This is a genomic window from Bacteroidales bacterium (genome assembly GCA_016709865.1).
Classification (GTDB): Bacteria; Bacteroidota; Bacteroidia; order Bacteroidales; family VadinHA17; genus LD21.
Genome location: JADJLX010000005.1, coordinates 597,013 through 616,804 on the forward strand (window position 1 = coordinate 597,013; position 19,792 = coordinate 616,804).

The 19,792-nt window shown below is 38.6% G+C and carries 14 protein-coding genes and 1 riboswitch; of the genes, 3 read left to right on the forward strand and 11 right to left on the reverse strand.

Going from position 1 to position 19,792, the window contains the following annotated elements; genetic code table 11:
• Positions 1-114: 114 nt before the first annotated feature.
• Positions 115-846, forward strand: a complete 732-nt coding sequence (locus IPJ16_11170; protein MBK7627731.1) for a DUF452 family protein — start codon at positions 115-117, stop codon at positions 844-846.
• On the opposite strand, the gene IPJ16_11175 is transcribed toward IPJ16_11170, so the two are convergent.
• A complete protein-coding gene (locus tag IPJ16_11175; protein ID MBK7627732.1) occupies positions 833-2,170 on the reverse strand; it encodes a YihY/virulence factor BrkB family protein in 1,338 nt (445 codons plus the stop codon). The genes IPJ16_11170 and IPJ16_11175 overlap by 14 nt on opposite strands.
• A gap of 133 nt (positions 2,171-2,303) precedes the next feature.
• Here IPJ16_11175 and IPJ16_11180 point away from each other — a divergent pair, with 133 nt between their 5' ends.
• Positions 2,304-2,996, forward strand: coding sequence for a 2-phosphosulfolactate phosphatase (locus IPJ16_11180; protein ID MBK7627733.1), 693 nt, complete (start codon positions 2,304-2,306; stop codon positions 2,994-2,996).
• Positions 2,997-3,068: 72 nt separating this feature from the next.
• Here IPJ16_11180 and IPJ16_11185 read toward each other — a convergent pair whose 3' ends face one another.
• A complete protein-coding gene (locus IPJ16_11185; GenBank protein ID MBK7627734.1) occupies positions 3,069-4,010 on the reverse strand; it encodes a glycosyltransferase family 2 protein in 942 nt (313 codons plus the stop codon).
• 121 nt (positions 4,011-4,131) lie between these two features.
• On the opposite strand from IPJ16_11185, the gene IPJ16_11190 reads away from it, so the two are divergent.
• Positions 4,132-5,550: a TlpA family protein disulfide reductase gene (locus IPJ16_11190; GenBank protein MBK7627735.1), complete on the forward strand. Its 1,419-nt coding sequence runs from the start codon at positions 4,132-4,134 to the stop codon at positions 5,548-5,550.
• On the opposite strand, the gene IPJ16_11195 is transcribed toward IPJ16_11190, so the two are convergent.
• The 9 genes from IPJ16_11195 to IPJ16_11235 all read right to left on the reverse strand — a co-directional run bounded on the left by IPJ16_11195 (position 5,543) and on the right by IPJ16_11235 (position 19,761).
• Positions 5,543-6,562, reverse strand: a complete 1,020-nt coding sequence (locus IPJ16_11195) for an ABC transporter ATP-binding protein (protein MBK7627736.1) — start codon at positions 6,560-6,562, stop codon at positions 5,543-5,545. The two genes, IPJ16_11190 and IPJ16_11195, sit on opposite strands and share 8 nt — an antisense overlap.
• Positions 6,562-7,581 carry an iron ABC transporter permease gene (locus IPJ16_11200; GenBank protein MBK7627737.1) on the reverse strand — a complete coding sequence of 340 codons (1,020 nt, stop codon included), beginning with the start codon at positions 7,579-7,581 and terminating at the stop codon, positions 6,562-6,564. The genes IPJ16_11195 and IPJ16_11200 overlap by 1 nt, the downstream gene beginning before the upstream one ends.
• A 52-nt stretch (positions 7,582-7,633) precedes the next feature.
• Complete coding sequence (locus tag IPJ16_11205; protein ID MBK7627738.1) at positions 7,634-8,821, reverse strand: ABC transporter substrate-binding protein; 1,188 nt, start codon at positions 8,819-8,821, stop codon at positions 7,634-7,636.
• A gap of 16 nt (positions 8,822-8,837) precedes the next feature.
• Positions 8,838-9,863 (reverse strand): hypothetical protein, encoded by a 1,026-nt coding sequence (locus tag IPJ16_11210; protein ID MBK7627739.1) that lies wholly within the window; start codon positions 9,861-9,863, stop codon positions 8,838-8,840.
• A 7-nt stretch (positions 9,864-9,870) separates the two neighbouring features.
• Positions 9,871-11,772, reverse strand: coding sequence for a TonB-dependent receptor plug domain-containing protein (locus IPJ16_11215; GenBank protein ID MBK7627740.1), 1,902 nt, complete (start codon positions 11,770-11,772; stop codon positions 9,871-9,873).
• Between the two features lie 145 nt (positions 11,773-11,917).
• Positions 11,918-12,138, reverse strand: a riboswitch (cobalamin riboswitch).
• Positions 12,139-12,244: 106 nt separating this feature from the next.
• The gene (locus IPJ16_11220; GenBank protein MBK7627741.1) at positions 12,245-14,857 is read right to left on the reverse strand and encodes a transglutaminase domain-containing protein; all 2,613 of its coding nucleotides are present in this window, start codon (positions 14,855-14,857) and stop codon (positions 12,245-12,247) included.
• A 16-nt stretch (positions 14,858-14,873) separates the two neighbouring features.
• A complete protein-coding gene (locus IPJ16_11225; GenBank protein ID MBK7627742.1) occupies positions 14,874-15,908 on the reverse strand; it encodes a LacI family DNA-binding transcriptional regulator in 1,035 nt (344 codons plus the stop codon).
• A 204-nt stretch (positions 15,909-16,112) separates the two neighbouring features.
• The gene (gene yidC, locus IPJ16_11230) at positions 16,113-18,080 is read right to left on the reverse strand and encodes a membrane protein insertase YidC (GenBank protein MBK7627743.1); all 1,968 of its coding nucleotides are present in this window, start codon (positions 18,078-18,080) and stop codon (positions 16,113-16,115) included.
• Between the two features lie 79 nt (positions 18,081-18,159).
• Complete coding sequence (locus IPJ16_11235) at positions 18,160-19,761, reverse strand: CTP synthase (protein ID MBK7627744.1); 1,602 nt, start codon at positions 19,759-19,761, stop codon at positions 18,160-18,162.
• Positions 19,762-19,792: the final 31 nt, after the last annotated feature.

Below are 19,792 nucleotides of genomic sequence, written 5' to 3' on the forward strand. Positions count from 1 at the left end.
CGTATTGAAATGACCTTGTGGTGCTGGATAATTAAATTTAATCTATCTTTGATTAAGGCCATTCAATTTGGGATCAGGGGAATTTAAGAATTAAACAGATAAGATAAGAAAAGAATGAAGACCTATATCAGAAGAAGGGAGAAAAACAGACATCTGGTTGTTTTCTACGGAGCCTGGGGGACAGACGAAAACGTTTTTATTCCTCTCTGCAATGATGAATTTGATTTCATTCTGTTCTATAATTATTCTGCAGATGAAGCTCTCATCCTTCCTGAGATGAAGACATATGATAAGATTATACTTATAGGGTGGTCACTTGGTGTTTGGGCCGCGGAGTATCTGTCTCCCAAGACTGGGATAAAACCTGATATAACGATTGCTGTGAACGGAACTCCTGTGCCTGCTGATGATCAGTATGGTATTCCGCTTAATGTTTTTGAAGGTACCCTGAATAATATAACAGAGGAGAATATTGAGAAGTTCTATTTCAGGATGTTTGGTGATAAAAAGACATACCTGACCAATATTGACAGAGTTCCTCACAGGACACTAAAGTCGTTGCACGATGAGCTCAGATGGCTCTATAACAGAATTATGGAGCAAAAAGAACCAGGATTCAAGTGGGATTATGCCGTAACGAGTGAAATTGACAGAGTTTTTCCATCAGAAAATATGGATGGATACTGGAATAAGGAGTCAAATACAACTCATATCAGACTGCCTCTCCCCCATTATTTCTTCCATAAATGGAACTCTTTTACCGATTTCATAAGCTTTGTAGAATTGTATGATTCGCTTAATCCGAGGCAACAGAAAGCGGCAATCAGGAAACTTAAAGATCTTTGATTAAAACATTTGAATTTGATTTGGCAACAAGCCTGTCAAATTTCTCAAGCATTGATAAAACCTTGTCGTAATCTTTGTTCTTAGTTACCATAATCTGTTCAGTTCCATTTTTATCCAGACGTGAGAAAACGTAACTGACGGTAAGCTTATTTACATCCAGAGCTGGCTGATATAATCTTTCCTTCTTATCATTCTCATGAATTATTGATACGAGATTAACATGGCTGAGATCCTGTAGAATATCACGAGCCAGTCTAACAGGAATCTTCAGAGTATTAGCTATAGATTCAGCACTTATTGGCTTTTCACCGACAACGAAATTCCTTATAATCAGTTGCAAGATCATAAGAACGAGAGCACGTTTCTGAAAATTACTGATATTCAGAGATTCGGATTCGAATTCATATTGCGATACATTCTGATTTGCAAAAGAGAGTTCGGCTCCCAGCAGTACTATAAGCCAACTACTTTGTAACCAGAGTATAAAAAGCGGTACAGCAGCAAAGCTTCCGTAGATTGCACTCAGCTTCGCAATTCCAAACTGGAGATCTATATAAAGCCATTGAAGCACCTGCAAAGCTGTACCTGCAACAATACCCGAGATCAGTGCAGGTACGAATTTCACTTTAGCATTTGGCATTATTATATATAGTATGGTCAGGGTTAACCATGTAATAAAGAATGGAGCAAACCTGACAAGAAAACTTATAATTGGCTTGAAAAATTCGAGTATTGGTGCCCTGGACATGTATTCAGGAAGAGCAGTGCCTATAAAGATTGTAATACTGCTCGACAGTACAATAAAGACCGGAGCAATAAGCATAATTGTGAGATAATCAGTAAATTTCCTGTACCATGGTCTGGAAGACCTTATCTGCCAAATTGAATTGAATGAACTTTCAATATGTTCCAGTAGAGACATCACAGACCAGAATAGTATTATTACTCCAACCCCTGCCATATATCCACCACGGGTATCTTCAATGGCGCTTCTGGCTTTTGTAAGAATAGGAATAAGCATATCCTGATACATGTCGAAATTGTCAAGAATAATCTTCTCAAGATTTTTATCAAGTCCAAAACCTTTGGCAATTGCAAATGCTATGGCGGCAACTGGAATTATAGATAATAATGAATAGAATGTAAGCGCAGACGCCCTCAATTGTACTTTATCTTTTGAAAACCCTCTGGCAGCAAGTACTATTATCCTTAACTGCCTGAAAAGAAAGACTTTCCATTTGGAAATTTCTGTCAGGGGTGTGTGCCAGATCGCATAATTCAGCCTTTTAACCAGATCAAGAAACCATGTAACAGGATTTGCCATATTATTTAACCGCTAATTTGTAATTCTGCTGAGCCGGAAAGGACTCTCTGCATCAAATATACGAAATACCTCACTGTGTGTATAGTAAGAGTTGAAAAAAAATGCTATTTTCACTAAGCTATTACTCAATAATATGGAGATTAAGATACTGGAGTTTGTTAAGGGAGCAAGCGAAGCAAAAGGAGTTACAGTCATTATTGATGTATTCAGAGCCTTTTCTGTTGAATGCTATGCTTTTGATTCAGGTGCAGCCAGGATAATAGCTACAGCAACTCCGGAAGAAGCCTTTGAATTAAAAAAGAAATACTCAAATTCTGTTCTTGTTGGTGAGAGAAATGAAAGAAGGATAGAAGGATTTGATTTTGGTAACAGTCCTACCGAAATATTAAAAGCAGATCTTACTGGTAAAACAGTTATTCATACAACGACAGCAGGAACACAGGGCCTGGTAAATGCAAAAAATGCTGACCTGGTATTAGCGGCAGGTTTGGTTAATGCAGGTGCGGTTGCTGATTATATAAAACTTCTAAATCCGGAATATGTTACACTGGTTGCCATGGGCTACAGAGCTACTATCTCTGCAGCAGAAGATCTGTTATGTGCGGACCTTATAAAAGCAAAGCTTGAAAAAGGACCAGAGTTTGAAATTTCGAAAATATCTGATCTGAAAAATTCTTCAGGAAAAAGATTCTTTGATCCGCTGAACCTTGACTTCTCACCCCCCACAGATTTCTTTTTATGCACTATGGCTGACAGGTTTAATTTTGCACTGAAAGGAACAGTCAGAACTGACGGGAATGTTGATATAATGCAGGTTGAGATTTAAAATGCCGCTTGCGAAGCACATATAAGATAAACAAAACAATGCCTATTCGCAATGAATAAAAGTATATCTTAATCAAATCAGAAATACCGGAAGCACGTTCCTTCTTCCGTGTATTTCCCTGTAGGTGCAGAACATACAAATCTTGTAGAAATCAAAAAGTAAAAGGGAGATTTTGCTTGAATCGAGCCGGATTTCCATTCTTTCCCTATACCTTATAAATATACCGGCAAGAATAAGAGTTACCCTTAAATATTTCAATCTGTTGTAGAATCGCAGAATTCTTACAGTGTCGGAGAAAGTTTTCTTATCGGTAACATTATCATAAAGCATACTCAGATTCTCAATCCCAAGTTTGGTTTTGGTAAGAAAATCCTTATTTGATTCCAAACCCTCGTGTACCAGTCCGTTATCGATGTGAAGGATATCTATACCTGCTTTTTTTAACTGATATCCAAGCAATGTATCCTCATGTCCATATTGCTTAAGTTCTTCATTGAACCTGATCCTTGAAAATACTGCTTTATCAATAAGAACATTGAATGTTGAGAAAGCAGCATGAGGATGTTTATTTCTTTCAATTGCTTTTTTCTGCTCTCTTTCTCTGCCGAATTTCCACCTTAAGAGTTTATCAGGATCTCCCGGAGAACTATCGTGATATAACGTTCCGCCACATATTACCTTTGATATACTCGCTGCCGGAAGCCATTTTAGCATATAGGCTTCTGCGGTTCCCGGAAGCATGGTGTCAGCATCAATGAAAAGAAGGAAATCACCTTTTGCTTCAAGGGCCAGCCTGTTTCTTATGGCAGCTCTACCAATATTCTTTTCTGAAATAATCAGCCTTACTTTGTCACTTTCCAGCTGCCTGTATTTCTCCCTGTACTCCACAGATGACCCATCATCGCCAACAATTATTTCACAAAATTCAGGTACTTTATCAAGGGCACTTCTCATATTGTGTACAAGCGCAACTATATCATAATCATTAACCGGGATAAGTATTGAGATCTTCATTTTTCGGATGGTGGTTATTAAATCAAAAGTACAATTTATTTTCCGAAATTTGCTTCGTAAACTTTGGCAAAGAAATTGCATTGGCTAATTTTGCAGATGTCATTAATAATCTGAATTATAAATGAAAAAGGTTTCAATTATTATTCTTCTATCGGTTTTTCCGATTATTCTTCACGGACAGATAAAGAGCGGATATGATATTGATGTCACAATACGGGGCTTGCAGGATTCCGCAATTTATCTGGCTTATCACTTTGGTGACAAACAGTACATAAAAGATACAATAGACCTGAGCAGAACCGGCACAGCTAAGTTTTCCGGTAACGAATCCCTTCCACAGGGTATATATATGATCGTGCTTCCCGGGAGGAAGTATTTTGAAATTCTTATTTCAGATGATCAGATTTTCTCGGTGGAATGTTCCTATGATGATTACTTCAATACTCTTAAGTTTTCGGGATCTGACGAGAATACAGCCTTTGTTGCCTATCAGAAAAAATGGCTCTCAATGCAACAATATGCTTCTTCAGTTGCCAAAAGAAACCAGGCAAACAAACAGAATAGTGATTCATTGAGAATTCTTACACAGCTTCAGAAAGATACTGAAGAGAATATGAAGGGTTACCTCAGAAGTGTTGTAGCAGCAAATAATGGAAACCTGCTCGCGGTTCTTGTTAAAGCACTTCTTCCAATTGATGTTCCTGAAATAAAGATTCCAGCAGGTCCCTCTAATCCTGATTCAGTGCGATGGATTCAGGGTTACCTGTATACAAAGAACCATTTTTTCGATAATGTAAGTCTTACAGATGAAAGACTTCTGCGTACCCCCATTCTGTATACACGACTGGAAGCTTTTTTTAAGAATGTGGTAATTCAGGCACCTGATTCGCTGAATAAAGAGATTGACATCATAATTAAGAAATGTGAAAAAAACTACAAGATCTTTCAATTTGTATCTGTCTTCCTCTTTAACCATTTCAGGGAAAGTGAAATTATGGGACACGATGCAGTAATGGTAAAACTGGCAGATGATATATACCTTTCCGGCAAAGCTGACTGGGTATCCAAAGAGTTTAAGGATGACCTTAAAAAGCAGATCGATCTGATAAGGCCCAATCTTATTGGGAAAAAAGCTCAGGATCTTGTAATGAACTCATACAAAGGAATTTTTGTTTCACTTTATGATGTAGAAAAGGAATTCACGATTTTATATTTCTGGGAACCTGATTGCGGACATTGTAAGGAATCAACGCCAAAACTGAAGGCATTCTATGATAAACCACACGATTATACTTTCGAGGTATTCGCTGTTTGTACAACGGCGGAAAAGGAAAAGTGGTCAAAGTATATCGAGGAGAACAAACTGACATGGATAAATGGCTGGGATCCGGCCAGAACATCTCATTTTGATTTCTATTATAATGTACAGTCTACTCCGATGGTATATATACTGGATAAAAACAAAAAGATAATAGCCAAGAAGATTTCCGTTGAAGAGATTGGCAATTTCATTGACAATTACAAAAAGTATTTCAATTAGTCTCGTCCTGCTGACTTGTCAGATGCACAATCAGTTTGTGGATTGAATCATAACCGGCAGAACCTGATTCGGTGATTAGCTGCCATTTATTAATGTTTCCGGGAAATGTTTTGATATATGGAAATGCCTTAACATCAGAAATTCCAAATCCTGATCGTTTAACAGCTTCTTCTGTCCAGTGCCTGATAATACCATCACCCTCAATATAATATGAACCCCGCTCCTCTCCCCTGAAAGTAAATGTTCCGTTCTCAGTGTTAAATTTAACCGGCGACAGATCAAACAGGTGATCAAACGCTCCGGCTAAAATAAGATCTTCAGGCGCACCTTCAATCAGATGATTATCAAGCACAAGCCAGATTTTATCAGCCTGACTAACAGCCATCTGCAGATCGTGAGTTGAAAATATAATTGTCTTCTGATTCTGACGTGAAAGCTGATGCAACAGGTGCAAAATTTCATATTTGCTCCCTATATCCAGAAAAGCTGTAGGTTCATCCATAATCATAATACCTGTATCCTGGGCAAGGATTCGGGATATCATTACCTTCTGTCGTTCGCCGTCGGACAATTCTGATACGTATTTTTTACTGAAATCGGACATGGATGTTTTCTCAAGTGCGCTCTTTATTATCTCATCATCTTCAGGCTCTATCTTCCCAATCCAGTTAGTGTGAGGAAACCTCCCGAGAGCAACCAGATCATACACCCTCATATTCGAGACTTTCACTATCTCTGTGGAGATATATCCTACTTCCCTGGCAAGGTCTAATCTGGTGTAGTCCCTGATGTCTTTTCCATAATAAAAAATTGATCCTGAAATACCAGGCTGAAGTCCGGTTAAAGTCCTGAGAAGAGTGCTTTTGCCTATTCCATTTCTGCCAATAATAGCAATAAGTTCCCCTTTACCTGCAGCGGCATTTAACGGAGGCAGAAGAGCTTTTTTGCTTTTTCCTGAGATATACCCGATCTCCAGATTATTGATAGATAATATGTTACTATTAGACTTCATCAGAATTGTCCTGAGTATTTACGGTTTCTGAATATTACCCATATTACAACCGGGATACCGATCAAAGAAGTAACAGAGTTTACAGGAAGGACGCTTTCTGAACCAGGTAACTGTGAAATAATATCACTTAGAAGCATCAAGGCAGCACCTGCGAGGATTGTCCCCGGTATTAAAATCTTATGATCAGATGTCTTAAAAAGAATTCTGACAATATGAGGCACTGCAATTCCGATAAAACCTATAGGACCACAAAATGCTGTAACACTTCCGGCAAGAATGCTTGTGCAGGTAAAAACAATAATTCTGGCAAACCTGATATTTAAACCAATACTTCCGGCATAATTCTCGCCAAGCAATAATGCATTAAGCATTTTAACCGACAGGAAGCTGAGCAATATTCCTGCCGACAGAGAAATCAGAAGGACCTGAAGTTGTCCCGATGTAAGATTCCCCAGACTTCCCATTGTCCATATTACATAAGCTTTAAGCATAGTTTCATTGCTGAAATACTGCATTATAGTAACAACGGCCGAGATGCCGCTCGAGAGCATTATACCTATAATCAGGATAGTCATAATGTCTTTGACCCTTGAAGAGATGGCCATAATTAACAACATAATTGCACCTGCTCCTATCCACGCGGCAACTACAAGTATCCAGTTACCCAGACCACTGATATTATCAGCTGAGAGGTTTGAAGAGAATCCAAGTATAACAAAGGCTACACCAAGACTGGCTCCGGAGCTAATTCCGAGAACATCAGGTCCGGCCATAGGATTTCTGAAAACAGTCTGCATCTGTAATCCACTCAGCGACAACCCTATCCCTACAGCAACTGCAGTTATTGCCTTTGGGAGTCTGAATTTCATTATTATGGTTTCATAATTGCTTCCGGTATCATTAAGCAATGCTTTCAGAACTTCTTTTGCGCTGATAGTTACCGATCCAAACAGAATATCAAGAATAAATAACGCGACAACTGTAAGACCAAGAATAAGAAATAGTACCCTATATCTGATACCTGTTTCAGTCTTGGTATTTGACAGTATATTTTTCGTAGCAGACAATTATTTAATTATTTAAAATTTTCTGATAAAAAAACAGTTCATGTTCCCTGAAGATTTCCGGATGAATTATTGCAGCAATATCTTCAAGAATAAGATGCGGAAATACCGTACCGCTTTCCCAATAGTCATTCCCTCCTTTTGAAGTAATCCGCCTGTTGTTATTGAAAAGATTACCAGTCAGATAGCATGGTAATTTGGTCAGTCTCTCATCAACAGCATTTATCTCACTGCCTGATTTTATGCTGCCTATATTTAACCAGTAATCAGCCTTTAAAGCTCCAAGGTAGACATTTTCTATACCATAAGGCATAGAGACGTCTGATTCCGTATCCTTCCACAGATAATCACCCCCGGCATCACTTATAATTTTACTTATGAAGGAATTTCCGGGAGAGACATACCAGGTGTCTTTATACGGGAGACCCAGTAATACTTTTGGTCTCAGAGATATGTTTTCGGAAATAAACAATCTCAGGCTATCATATGATTTAAGTTCCGACCTATATATGCTATCAGCTATTTCCTCCTTACAGTATAGTGCCCCGAATAGTTTTATCCATTCAGCTTTCCCAAGCGGATCGGTTTCGAGATAATCTGCATTAAAAATTACCTTAATTCCAAGTTCTTTAATTTTTCCGACATAACCTGCTGATTCGCTTCCTATACCATACATCATTACAAGATCAGGTGAGATTGAAAGTATGAGCTCCTTATTTAGACCTGAGTCGTAGCCAACATCTGAAATCATACCTGCGTCGATTCGTTTTGTCAGGCTTTCCGAGAAGACAAATCCGGGACCTGAGACGCCTGAGACTGAAATATCTTCGCCCAGAGCAGATATCATTGCCAGATGAGTTGTTGACATGCAGACTATACTTCTGACAGGAACAAAAATTACATCAGAAGAATTGAGTTCTGATGGAAATACAGTATCTCTTCGTACAAGATTATAAACCAGATTAACATTATCCGCACCCTGCCATGGGTTGATGATAGTTACTTTAGAATAACCTTTCCGTCTTTCTATCTTTAACCGCTGTGCTTTGTCAGTCACATAATTTCCGGTTGATGTATTATTAAGTGTATTGTTTACACTTTTTCTGCTGCATCCTGGGAGAATTAATACAAGGACAAGCAGAAATCCGGATAGAGTTCTGAACTGCTTAAAAAAACTGACAAAAATATAATTCATTTGAATGAGTATATGGCTATTTAAAGCACATCAATCCCGGTATAATGTCTGCAGTAAGAGTTGAAAGTAAAGTACCATCTTTCCTGTATTGTAATACATATCCCCTTTTCTGGTAATCAGCCGCATCTGTAACGAATATATCACTGTTTGAGGGATTGATTCCAAGTTTATAAAAATAACGTTCTGATTCAGCTATCAGTGGTGAGGAAGGCAAAGCTGAAGAGCTGATATTCAGCTGTCTGACCCCACCATCAAGATAGTACATATTTTCTCCGTTCCTGTCAATATTAAGGCAGGATGGAGAAGCTTGTTTGTCAGGAAAAACAAGCTCTTTAACTACCTTATTCGTACCAGTGTTAATTACGTTCATTTCGGCAGGAGTTGTTCTCATCCATCCGCCATTGCAAAGCACCCAGAGCATTCCGTTTTTGTCAAGGACCATACTCTCAGGCTCTGCTCCTACCTGAATTGAATCGGTGACTTTATCAGTTGCAATATTTACGACCATTATTTCATTTCCGCCAACCCAGTTTGAAATGTATGCTTTTGAACCGCTCACAACAATTGCCTCTGAGGTTCTTCTGAGATTTATATATCCTGAAATCGAATTGTTATTCAGGTTGATTATCGCAATTGAGTCGGAATAGATACTTGTCACATAAGCTTTTGAATTGGTGGCGATTGCCATATTCCGGGGAGAAATAAGGTCATCAATAGTTGACTGTGCCAAAAGTGTATTTTTATTTACAACCTCTATTTTACCTGAGTTATTCACCACGATATAAGCCATGTCGCCAAAAATTACCATTGAATTTGGCACGTCTCCAAGAGGGCGTTTATTTATGTTCAGAAACAGATCGTTATAGATTTTTGCGGAATCGTATGAATAGTAAGAGAGAGAGCCATTTCCCGATCGGAAATTCCCTTCATTCAAAATAAAAACACCACTGCCAGAAAGATAAGTATCGATTGGTTTATCATTAATCTTAGTGCATGATAAAACCATGATTAAAACAGATACCAGAATAAAGAGTTTTCTCATTGAATTGTTATTTATTTAATTGGATTAATAGTTTTAATGAATATGTTCTTCCGGGCAGAGGGAAATATGCAATTGACTGATAGTAAACATCAAACAGGTTATCAATATTAAGGTTAAGATCAATTAATGAATCTTTAATCTTAATTTTATAACCCGATGAAATGCCATTCAGAAGGTAAGCAGGAAGTGATTTGGTGTTATCTAAGGTAATAAATCTGTCTCCTGTGAAATTTAATTTCCAGGAGGTATAAAGAGTCTTATAAATAAATTGCCAGGAAGCGTTTGCAATATTCTCAGGAACATACATAAGCTGATTCTTTTCTGAGTCGGAACCATCGTCGTATGCTCTTGTATATGAATATGAAGCTTCAAGTACCGAGACAAATTTATTGAGCTTGTACTTTGCTGATAATGATGTTTCAACTCCCATCGAGCTGACGTTCCGGATGTTTTCAGCAGTCCAGTAAGAATATGCTCCCGGCCGCCACTGAACCATGTCTTTTATTGTGTTCCTGAACGCTGAAACAGAATATTTTATATTAATTGAAGATGATATCTTTCTGCGCAACTCATAAGTAAGTTCATATATGTAAGCATATTCATTTTTTAATTCAGGGTTACCTCCGGGAGACCAGTAAAGATCATTCAGTGTCGGGATTTTGGAATTTCTTGAGATATTTGCCTTCAATATATCTTCCTCTGCATCAAGTAATCTGAATTGCAATCCTGCAGAGAAATCAGGGATCAGGAATTTGTCCTCATCGAGAATCTCTCTTACCAGGATATTTGTCCCCAGTCTGTCAGATAGATTGGATTCAACTGATGCTGAAAGGGCTGTAGTATTACGGATAATCCGTCCGCCGTAATTATTTGAATTGACCTCATTCAGTTCTTCGCTTATGGCAAGCTTTAACTTGCTGGCGGTTAAGATATTTTTTTCAGCACCGGCTTTAAATGACAGACTATTGGAAATATTGCGTGAATCTATTGATGCCAGGGAATTCACATAATCAAGTCTGTTCATCAACCATGCACCAGTTATATAAAAGGCCGATGCTGCTTTATCCAGGTTATAACTAAACATAGCTCTTACAGATTCATCTGATTGTCTTTCAGGAGTTCCCTGTTGCTGTATTAGCATTGATGAAGGCAGATTCCGGTCAGAAGACTGGTACCAGATCCGTGCAGAGAGGACACTTTTCTGCCATCTGTAGTACAACTCCTGCATCAATCCTTTATTTTTCACCTGATTGTTTATCCGTGTTTCCCAGGCCGGATCAGAACTGTTCACTGTATTCAGGTACCGGAAATCGTTTTCTGCTGAATAATAAAAAGCCCTTGTATTTGTTTGAAAACTTTCATTTCCGGTCTTAAGAGAAACTAATCCGGAGTAGGTACCGAAACTCCCTATTCCGGGACTGATCGTTGCAGAAGTTTCATTTTTCCAGTCAGGTTTGGTCTCCAGATTAATTGTTCCGCCTATACCTCCACTTCCGAGTGTCATAGAGGCACCACCAAAATATATCTGAATATTATCGGTCATTCCGACCGGAAACAGAGAGAGATCTGATTGACCGAGCATCGGATTATTAATATTTATTCCATTCCAGGCAATCTGTGTATGACCAGCACCTGTTCCCCGGAATGCAGGTGTTGCAGTTCCTCCCATCCCGTAACTTTTGATAAAAATCCCCGATTTTAGGGATAGGACTTCAGCAACTGTTCTATGACTGTAGCTGGTAACTACAGAGGAGTCAAGTGATTCTTTCCTGTAGCCCGGTATCTCCGATGACATCCTGTTACCGGAAATGACTACCTCACTTATTCTGATAGTATCTTTATGTAAGGCGATTTGCCCGTTTAGTGAAATGGTAAGAAGAAGGGCAATATATATGAAAGTATATTTCAAGATTCAGAACAATTAATAATTTATTAAAACGGGCATAACAGACTATTATAAAAAATCAGTTTTAAATCTGACATTTATTCATTGCCCGGGGAAAAAACAGAGGTAGGAATCATGTATGATCCGGCGCTTTTCTTCCCGAAAGCATTGAATATCAGCCTTGTCTGGCAGGTCTTCTGACTTATCCCGGTTTTCTGAAGCCTTCCCATCCCTGGTTATTGGACAGTGGCAGGTATTTCAGATAGCCATCATCCCGCAAAACGCGGGATCGGGCATCACAGCAGCGGGTACTGTTGCGGATTCAAACCGCATTCCCTTTTCATTACAATGATTTTATTTCATTGTAAAACCATAACACTACAAAGATATGAGATTTTTCAATTGAAGTTCCAACTGATCATGGCAGATATCAACAGTTGTTAACAATGATCATGTAAGATGTGTAGTTTATGTAGGGAATGGTCGCGACCATTCCTTACATAACAACCAGTTGTTTAAGAATCTGTTCACCGATGCCAATCCTGTAACCTGCCGAAGAGAAAATGATATTTCCGTCTTTATCTACCAGAATAACATAGGGCAGACTACCCTCAGGTTCAGGAATGATCTTAACTGCATCTTTGAATATCCTCAACTGCTCATCGTTGGAAAAATAACTTTTTGACGGCAAACCCTGGAGTTTATCAGGACTGAATGAATTATTTTCTGAGCCGGATATTGTGAGAAAGAGGAAATTACCTCCCCATTTATCTAGTTCACCTTTAAGTTTTGGGAGATCATTAAGAATGTGTTTTGTTGGTTCTTTATCCGGCTCTATCCAAATAATTACTGAACCTTTATCTCCGGCTCCTTTTATAGTAACATTGCTTTTCTCAAACAGCGTAAGTATCATTTTAAGATCTGCAGATCCAATAATTTTCTTTACTGTGCTATCTTTCCTTATATTAACTTCAATAGTTTTATGTTCATTTTCAGCAAGTTGAAAGAAAGAAAGTTCCGATAATATCCTGCTGTCTGCCAGTCTGTTTCCGGTAACCAGCATATAGTTTCCCATAGGCAGGGCCAGTTCTTCCCTGAAATCTGTTACTTTTTTATTAAAATCGTAATCGAGAGTATTGTATCTTCCATTTTCAAATCGTGCCAGAGTAAAATGAATAAAATACTCCGGAACAGGTTTGGCACCATCAGAAATAAGCTTTATATATCCCATGTTTCCGGCAGGCCTGGTCTGATCATTGAAATAGACGTCATTCCACTTGTCCTCAGCAAAGTACTGAGGAATATTCCGTCCGGGTTCCAGCCGCGAAGGAATTCCCAGCGACCTGCAAATCGCAACAAAACAAATCGCACGGGAGGCTTCGTCTGATACTTTCAGGCTATACACTCCTATCGGCGTGAGAGGCGTTTTATAATAGTTTTCTTCATTAGCAATTTTTATGTTTTCATTTAAATACTTTATAATTACAGATGGATCAGATTCCGCTTTGCTTATAAGAGTCCCGGGAATGTTATTTCTTAAATATCCGCGCCATGAAACAAGTATTTCATTTGCAATTCTTGGATTAAGAATATATTCAACAAACTGATTATCTGTAGTGTTTTTGGCATTGATTAAGTGATCTTTAAGTACAGCTGCCTTAGTATCTCTGAGATCTTTATCCGCAAGTATTTCAAGCAACGTAACAGCCATATTTACCAAAGAATCAGGGGTGTCAAGCAGAAATTTTCTTATCTCACTGTAATTACCCATGCTTCGTGAAATTATTGCTGCTGTTCTGATCTCATCAATACTGAGATCATCTGCCAGTTTTTTTACTTCCTCAGGTTTAATCCAGGTATTCAGGTAATTCAGGCGTATTGAGTCTTCCTGTTTTAATCTCAGAGAGTTCTGATCTATCAATGTCTGTGAAGGTCCGGTCAGGGGAGTGAGCATTGGCGGTACATTCAGATCAAGTTCAACAGAATAACTGCCGGAAGTTTTACTGTTTAGTGTTAAGGTTAGTGTATCTGTTTCCGAAACTGAGATCTTTTTGTAATCAAAATCATCACCTGAAGAAGCCCATACAAGCAGATCACCAAATCCGGTCTGAAACCTGCTAATTCCGTTTTGATCTGTTGGCACTGAAGCCAGAGTATAGAACTCGGCATAGTTGTAAAGTTTATAATCAACTGCAGCATTAACGACTGGAGTTCCGATATTATTCAGCACTTTGACAATCAGCTCCTTTGTTGCAGCATACTTTGAAAGATTATTAACATCGGAATAGTTATTATACCGGTTTATTGAATTCTCATTACCATACGGAGCACCGAAAGATTTAGTATGAACGAGCATTGCTCTCCTTGCCTGTTCAGTGAACCAGCCGCGATCAAGAGCAGGTTCAGGTTCACAAGCCCCGAGATAATACCATTGTCCATTATCCCATATTTCGACCCAGGCATGGTTATCGTCATTATGAGCCCAGCGCGGAGTGTAAACCTGTCGGGCCGGTATACCGGCCGTTCTCAGTGCGGCTGTTGTGAAGGTGGATTCTTCGCCGCATCTGCCTCTGGCGGAAAGAATAGTACTCATTGGTGCAGATGTCCGTATATCAGATGGCTGATATATAACTTTTTCATGACACCAATGGTTTATTTCAAGAGCAGCTTCTTTCAGACTAAGTCCCTTAACCCTGTCTTTCAGCTCATTATAGTATACGATTCTGAACGAATCAAGGTTCTCGTTGTTTATTCTGGGAGGAAGAACATAATGTAAAAAAATGTCTTCAGGAATCTGTTTACCCCATGCTGCCTCAGATCGGCCTGAAAGGGCTATATCGACATTGGCCAGAAAGAAATCTCCGGAATAATCTGCAAGGTCACTTAAGGGCATAAATGCAAACAGGAACTTAAGGCCATCGGTTTGTTCACCGGTCAGATCTTTATCAAAAACAGAGAACAATTCACTTTCACGCGCGCTGGCAAGCATCCTTTTATTGTTAAAGGATTTCTCTATTGTATCTCTGTAGGCTTTATCTTTAATGAGTTTGGTATTTGTACAACTCAGGCAAAGCGCTATTATTAGCACCGGCAGAAATTTTAGATACATTTTCATTTATTAGCTTCTATATGGTTCCACAGGAGTTCCGGACAATAAGTTCAGGAGGTATATTAACTTGTCGTTTAAATTTACTTTTACCAGAGTTCTTTACTTCTGACCAAATCATATTGGCAACCTTAATTGACATCCCTGAGAGTGGCTTTCGAAGACACGTAACAGGTGTAAACATCAGATCGAAACCCGTTCCCTCCTCCATCGATATAACAGCAATATCCTGAGGTACTCTTAGTTTCTTTTTTCTAAGCAATGACATAACAGGATAAACCATGTTAGCGTTTATAATTATCATGGCATCGGCACGATATGGAGGACGAAGGAATTTTTCCAGCTGGGCAGATTCAATTTCATCATCGGTAAGAGGTTTATCCAGTTCAACAACTACCGGTCTGTTAATCTCAGTCTTTTGGTTCAGTGCCTCAATTAAATCCTGTATTGTGTGAGAATCTTCGCGAAGAGTTTTTTTATCAGCAGCAATAATAATATTTCGATAACCAAGCTTATAAACATGATTAACAACCATTTGAGCTCCAGCAGCGGTGTCTGTGCTGATCGTATTCAAACGAAGTGTTTTAACCTGTTTCTCAAGTATTACGAAGGGATAATCAGTCGAACGCAGAGCTCTGATAGTGCTCTCATCTGCAGCTTCACCCAGCAAAATAAGGCCTGTGTAGAATTTCTTAAAGGAACTGACTAAACGGTCATATCTCTGATCATCAGGATCTTTGGTAACTATTGAGAATCCAACACCGATACTTGAGAATGCTTTTTGCAAGAATGGAGTTATCTGAATCACGAAAGGATCATTCAGGGTTGGTACTATCATACCAAGCACACCAGGTTTTTCCTCAACAGGTGAAGGTTCATTCTTCTCCTGAAGGTTTTCAAAATAGCCCATCTGCCGGGCAAGTGCAATTACTTTTTCCTGGGTATCTTTTCTGATTCCCTGCTGATCAGCTTTATTATTCAGTACAAGAGAAACCAATGTACCAGAAACCCCCAGCCTTGCGGCTAAATCTTTGTTTTTAAATTTTTTCCCCATTTCCCCATTTGATTGAGAGAAATAAATTTAAGACTTTTTTTTATTCAGTTAGTTAATTTAATGTTTTTTAACTATTGAGGAAAATCCATTAACCACGAAGGGCGCAAAGGTATACACGAAGGACACAAAGAAATAATTGAACAATAACATCAATTATTTCTTCGATCCTGCTTTATGTTTATTAATGTAAATCAGATCCAATAATTATTTTTTTGGAGGGTTAATACCTCTCTGTTTGGCAGCAGCTTCAAGCCGCTGCGTCCATTTGGATTTCTTCAGTGGTTTCTTCTTGTTTTCTTCAAGTGTAGCCAAAACAGCATCCACATTTATAAATTGCTTGGATATTAAATTCTGACCATACGTTAACATATTCGCAAGGAAATAGTAGTATGTAAGTCCTGATGAGAAGTTATTCAGAATGAGCATAAACATTACAGGCATCATATACATCATCAGTTTCATCCCAGGCTGGTCTGATCCGGGAGTGGATCCGGTCATCTTCATTGTGAGAAGAGTTGATGCGGTCATAAGCAAAGTGAACAGACTCACATGGTTTCCGTACATTGGTATTGTAAATGGAAGTGTCAGAATTGAATCATAGGTTGAAAGGTCGGTAGCCCACAGGAAGTGTTCCTGTCTTAACTCAATTGACACAGGAAAAAACCTGAACATAGCAAAAAGGATTGGCATCTGCAGGAGCATTGGCAGACATCCTCCCATTGGATTCACCCCTGCCCTCTTATAGAGATCCATCGTAGCCTGCTGTTTCTTCATCGCATCTTCCTTCTTAGGGAATTTTTTTCCCAACTCTTCTACCTGTGGCTTAAGAACCTGCATTTTAGCGGTAGACTGATAAGATTTGAAGGTCAGAGGAAATAAGACGATTTTAATAATTATTGTAAGAATAAGTATTATTAAGCCATAATTTCCAATATAGTTGTCGAGCCAGTTGAATATCGGAATAATAGTAAACCTGTTTATCCATCCGATAATATTCTTGCCGAGGAATACAAGTTTATCTAATTCCAGACCCTCTTTTTTAAGCACTGTTATACTATTTGGACCATAGTATAATTTCATGCTTACTGCATTAGCCGCAGCAGGATTAAAAGGTACCCCCACTTCAGAAGTGTAATATCTTATATATTTTTCTGAAGTCAGTGTCTTTGTTGATGAGATTGCACCATTCAGAAAGAAATCGTTTGTAATAATCGCTGAAGAAAAGAACTGATCCTGAAATGCAATCCAGCTTAATTTGGTAGTGATATCAAGTTTTTCCACTTCCTTGGATTGCCTGTTTTTCAAATCAACAACATCATCCTGATAGTATTTAAACCTGATATTTGAGTATTGATCTTCATTCTGTCTGCCCTTTTCCTGCTGCGGCATATACATTTCCCACTGAAGTGTCAGACTATTCTGGTTACCTGCAATTATACCTTCCATTGATCTAAAAGTAACATCAAAGTCAACCATGAATTTATCGGGCGCCAGGGTATACTTATATTCAATATACTTATCATCTGCAGCCATCAGCCTCAGAATTACACTTTGAGCTGAACTCCCGACCACAAATGATTTCTGTTCAGAAACAGGTTTGAAAAACAGATTGTTAGTTTGAACTGCTTTATTATCTGCAGTGAAGAAATTAAAGCCAAATACAGTAGAATCGCCTGAAAACAGGATTAATGGCAGCGAATCATGAGTCCTGTATTCCTTTAATCTGGCAGAATATACCTTTCCGCCTTTCAGGGCAATTTTGAGTTCTACCTTGTTATTCTCCAGGGTAATAAATTCATTTTCGCCGGCAGCAGAAGAGGAGAACACTCCTAACTGACTTGCATCAACAGGCAAAGAAGCAGGCACAGCCTGAGATAATTCGGCTTTTGCCTGGGGAGCAACAGTGGTGTCAACAACCTGATTTGCCGGTATTATACCAAGCTTCAGATTAAGCTCATTTAGTTTAGCAACAACATCAGGCTGATTTGGCCTGATATTCAAAGCATTAATATATTCTGTTCTTGCAGTTTCAAATTCTCCCTTATTATAGCTTGCCTCTGCAGAGGTAACTGCCTTCTCGTATAGTTTATTGACCCTGCTGTTATTATATACACTGAAGCCAATGAAAATCAAGAAAATTAAAACCAGACCTGTTATTGTATTTCTATCCATTATATATTATTATTTGTAGAGACGCAATGCATTGCGTCTCTGCGGTTATTTTGTTATTTAGACGCGAAGCATCGCGTCTCTACCCTATACATGCTTTAACGAAACTGACAAAGAGCGGATGCGGGTTAATTACAGTGCTGCTGTATTCAGGATGAAACTGTACACCAATAAACCATTTATGTTCAGGGATTTCAATAATCTCAACAAGATTTGATTCAGGATTGATTCCGACAGGAACCATGCCTTTATTCTTGAAATCCTCGAAGTATTTATCATTGAATTCGTACCTGTGACGATGCCTTTCAACAACTTCAGTTTTCTTATATGCCTCATATGCTTTGGAGTTTTTGCTAATTATACATTTATAACCTCCAAGCCTCATTGTTCCGCCTTTATCAATAATGCTCTTCTGTTCCTCCATAAGATCGATAACAGGATATTTCGTTTTATGATTTATTTCGGTTGAATGAGCACCCTCAAAACCAAGAACATCTCTGGCAAATTCGATTACTGCACATTGCATCCCAAGGCAAATACCGAAAAACGGAACATTGTTTTCCCTGGCGTATTTCGCAGTATATACTTTGCCTTCAATGCCCCTGGAGCCAAAGCCGGGAGCAACAAGAATCCCGTCGAGTCCCTGAAGTTTATCATTGACATTTTTTTCAGTAATATCTTCGGAATGAATGTATTCAACATTAACATTGCACTCATTTATAGCACCGCTGTGAATAAATGACTCTGCAATTGACTTATATGCATCGGGAAGTTCTACATACTTTCCTACCAATCCCACTTTAATAGAATGTTTAGGATTTTTCAATTTAGTAAGAAACTCTCTCCATTCTTTAAGTGCAGGTTCAGTATCAACAGGAAGTGCCAGTTTGCGGAGAACAGTTTTATCCAATCCCTGCTCAAGCATTTTTATGGGCACTTCATAAATAGTTGAAACATCCACAGATTCAATTACAGCATTCTCTTCGACGTTACAGAACAGGGCAACTTTTCTTTTAATATCATCATTCAGATGCCGCTCTGTTCTCAGAACCAGCAAGTCGGGCTGAATTCCTGTTTCAAGAAGTTCTTTTACAGAGTGTTGTGTTGGTTTTGTCTTTGATTCACCGGTAGATGAAAGAAAAGGAACAAGTGTTAAATGAATAACAATACAATTCTGGGTTCCCAGTTCCCATTTTAGCTGACGAACAGACTCTATATACGGTAGAGATTCAATGTCACCGACAGTTCCACCTATCTCTGTTATAACAATGTCAAACTTGTTACCGGAACTCACGAGTTTTATTCTTCTCTTGATTTCATCGGTAATATGAGGAATAACCTGAACTGTTTTGCCCAGGTAATCACCCTTTCTCTCTTTATTGATAACAGACTGATAAATCCTTCCGGTAGTAACGTTATTTGCCTGACTTGTGGGTACATTAAGAAACCTTTCATAATGTCCCAGATCGAGATCAGTCTCAGCACCGTCAAGTGTTACGTAACACTCACCATGCTCATAAGGATTAAGAGTACCCGGATCGACATTAATATATGGATCGAGTTTCTGGATAGTGACAGAATAGCCTCTGGCCTGCAATAATTTTGCAAGAGAGGCGGAAATGATACCTTTTCCCAATGAGGATGTTACTCCTCCCGTAACGAATACGTACTTAACGTCTGCCAAAGCAAGAGATTTTATAAATTAACTAACTGAT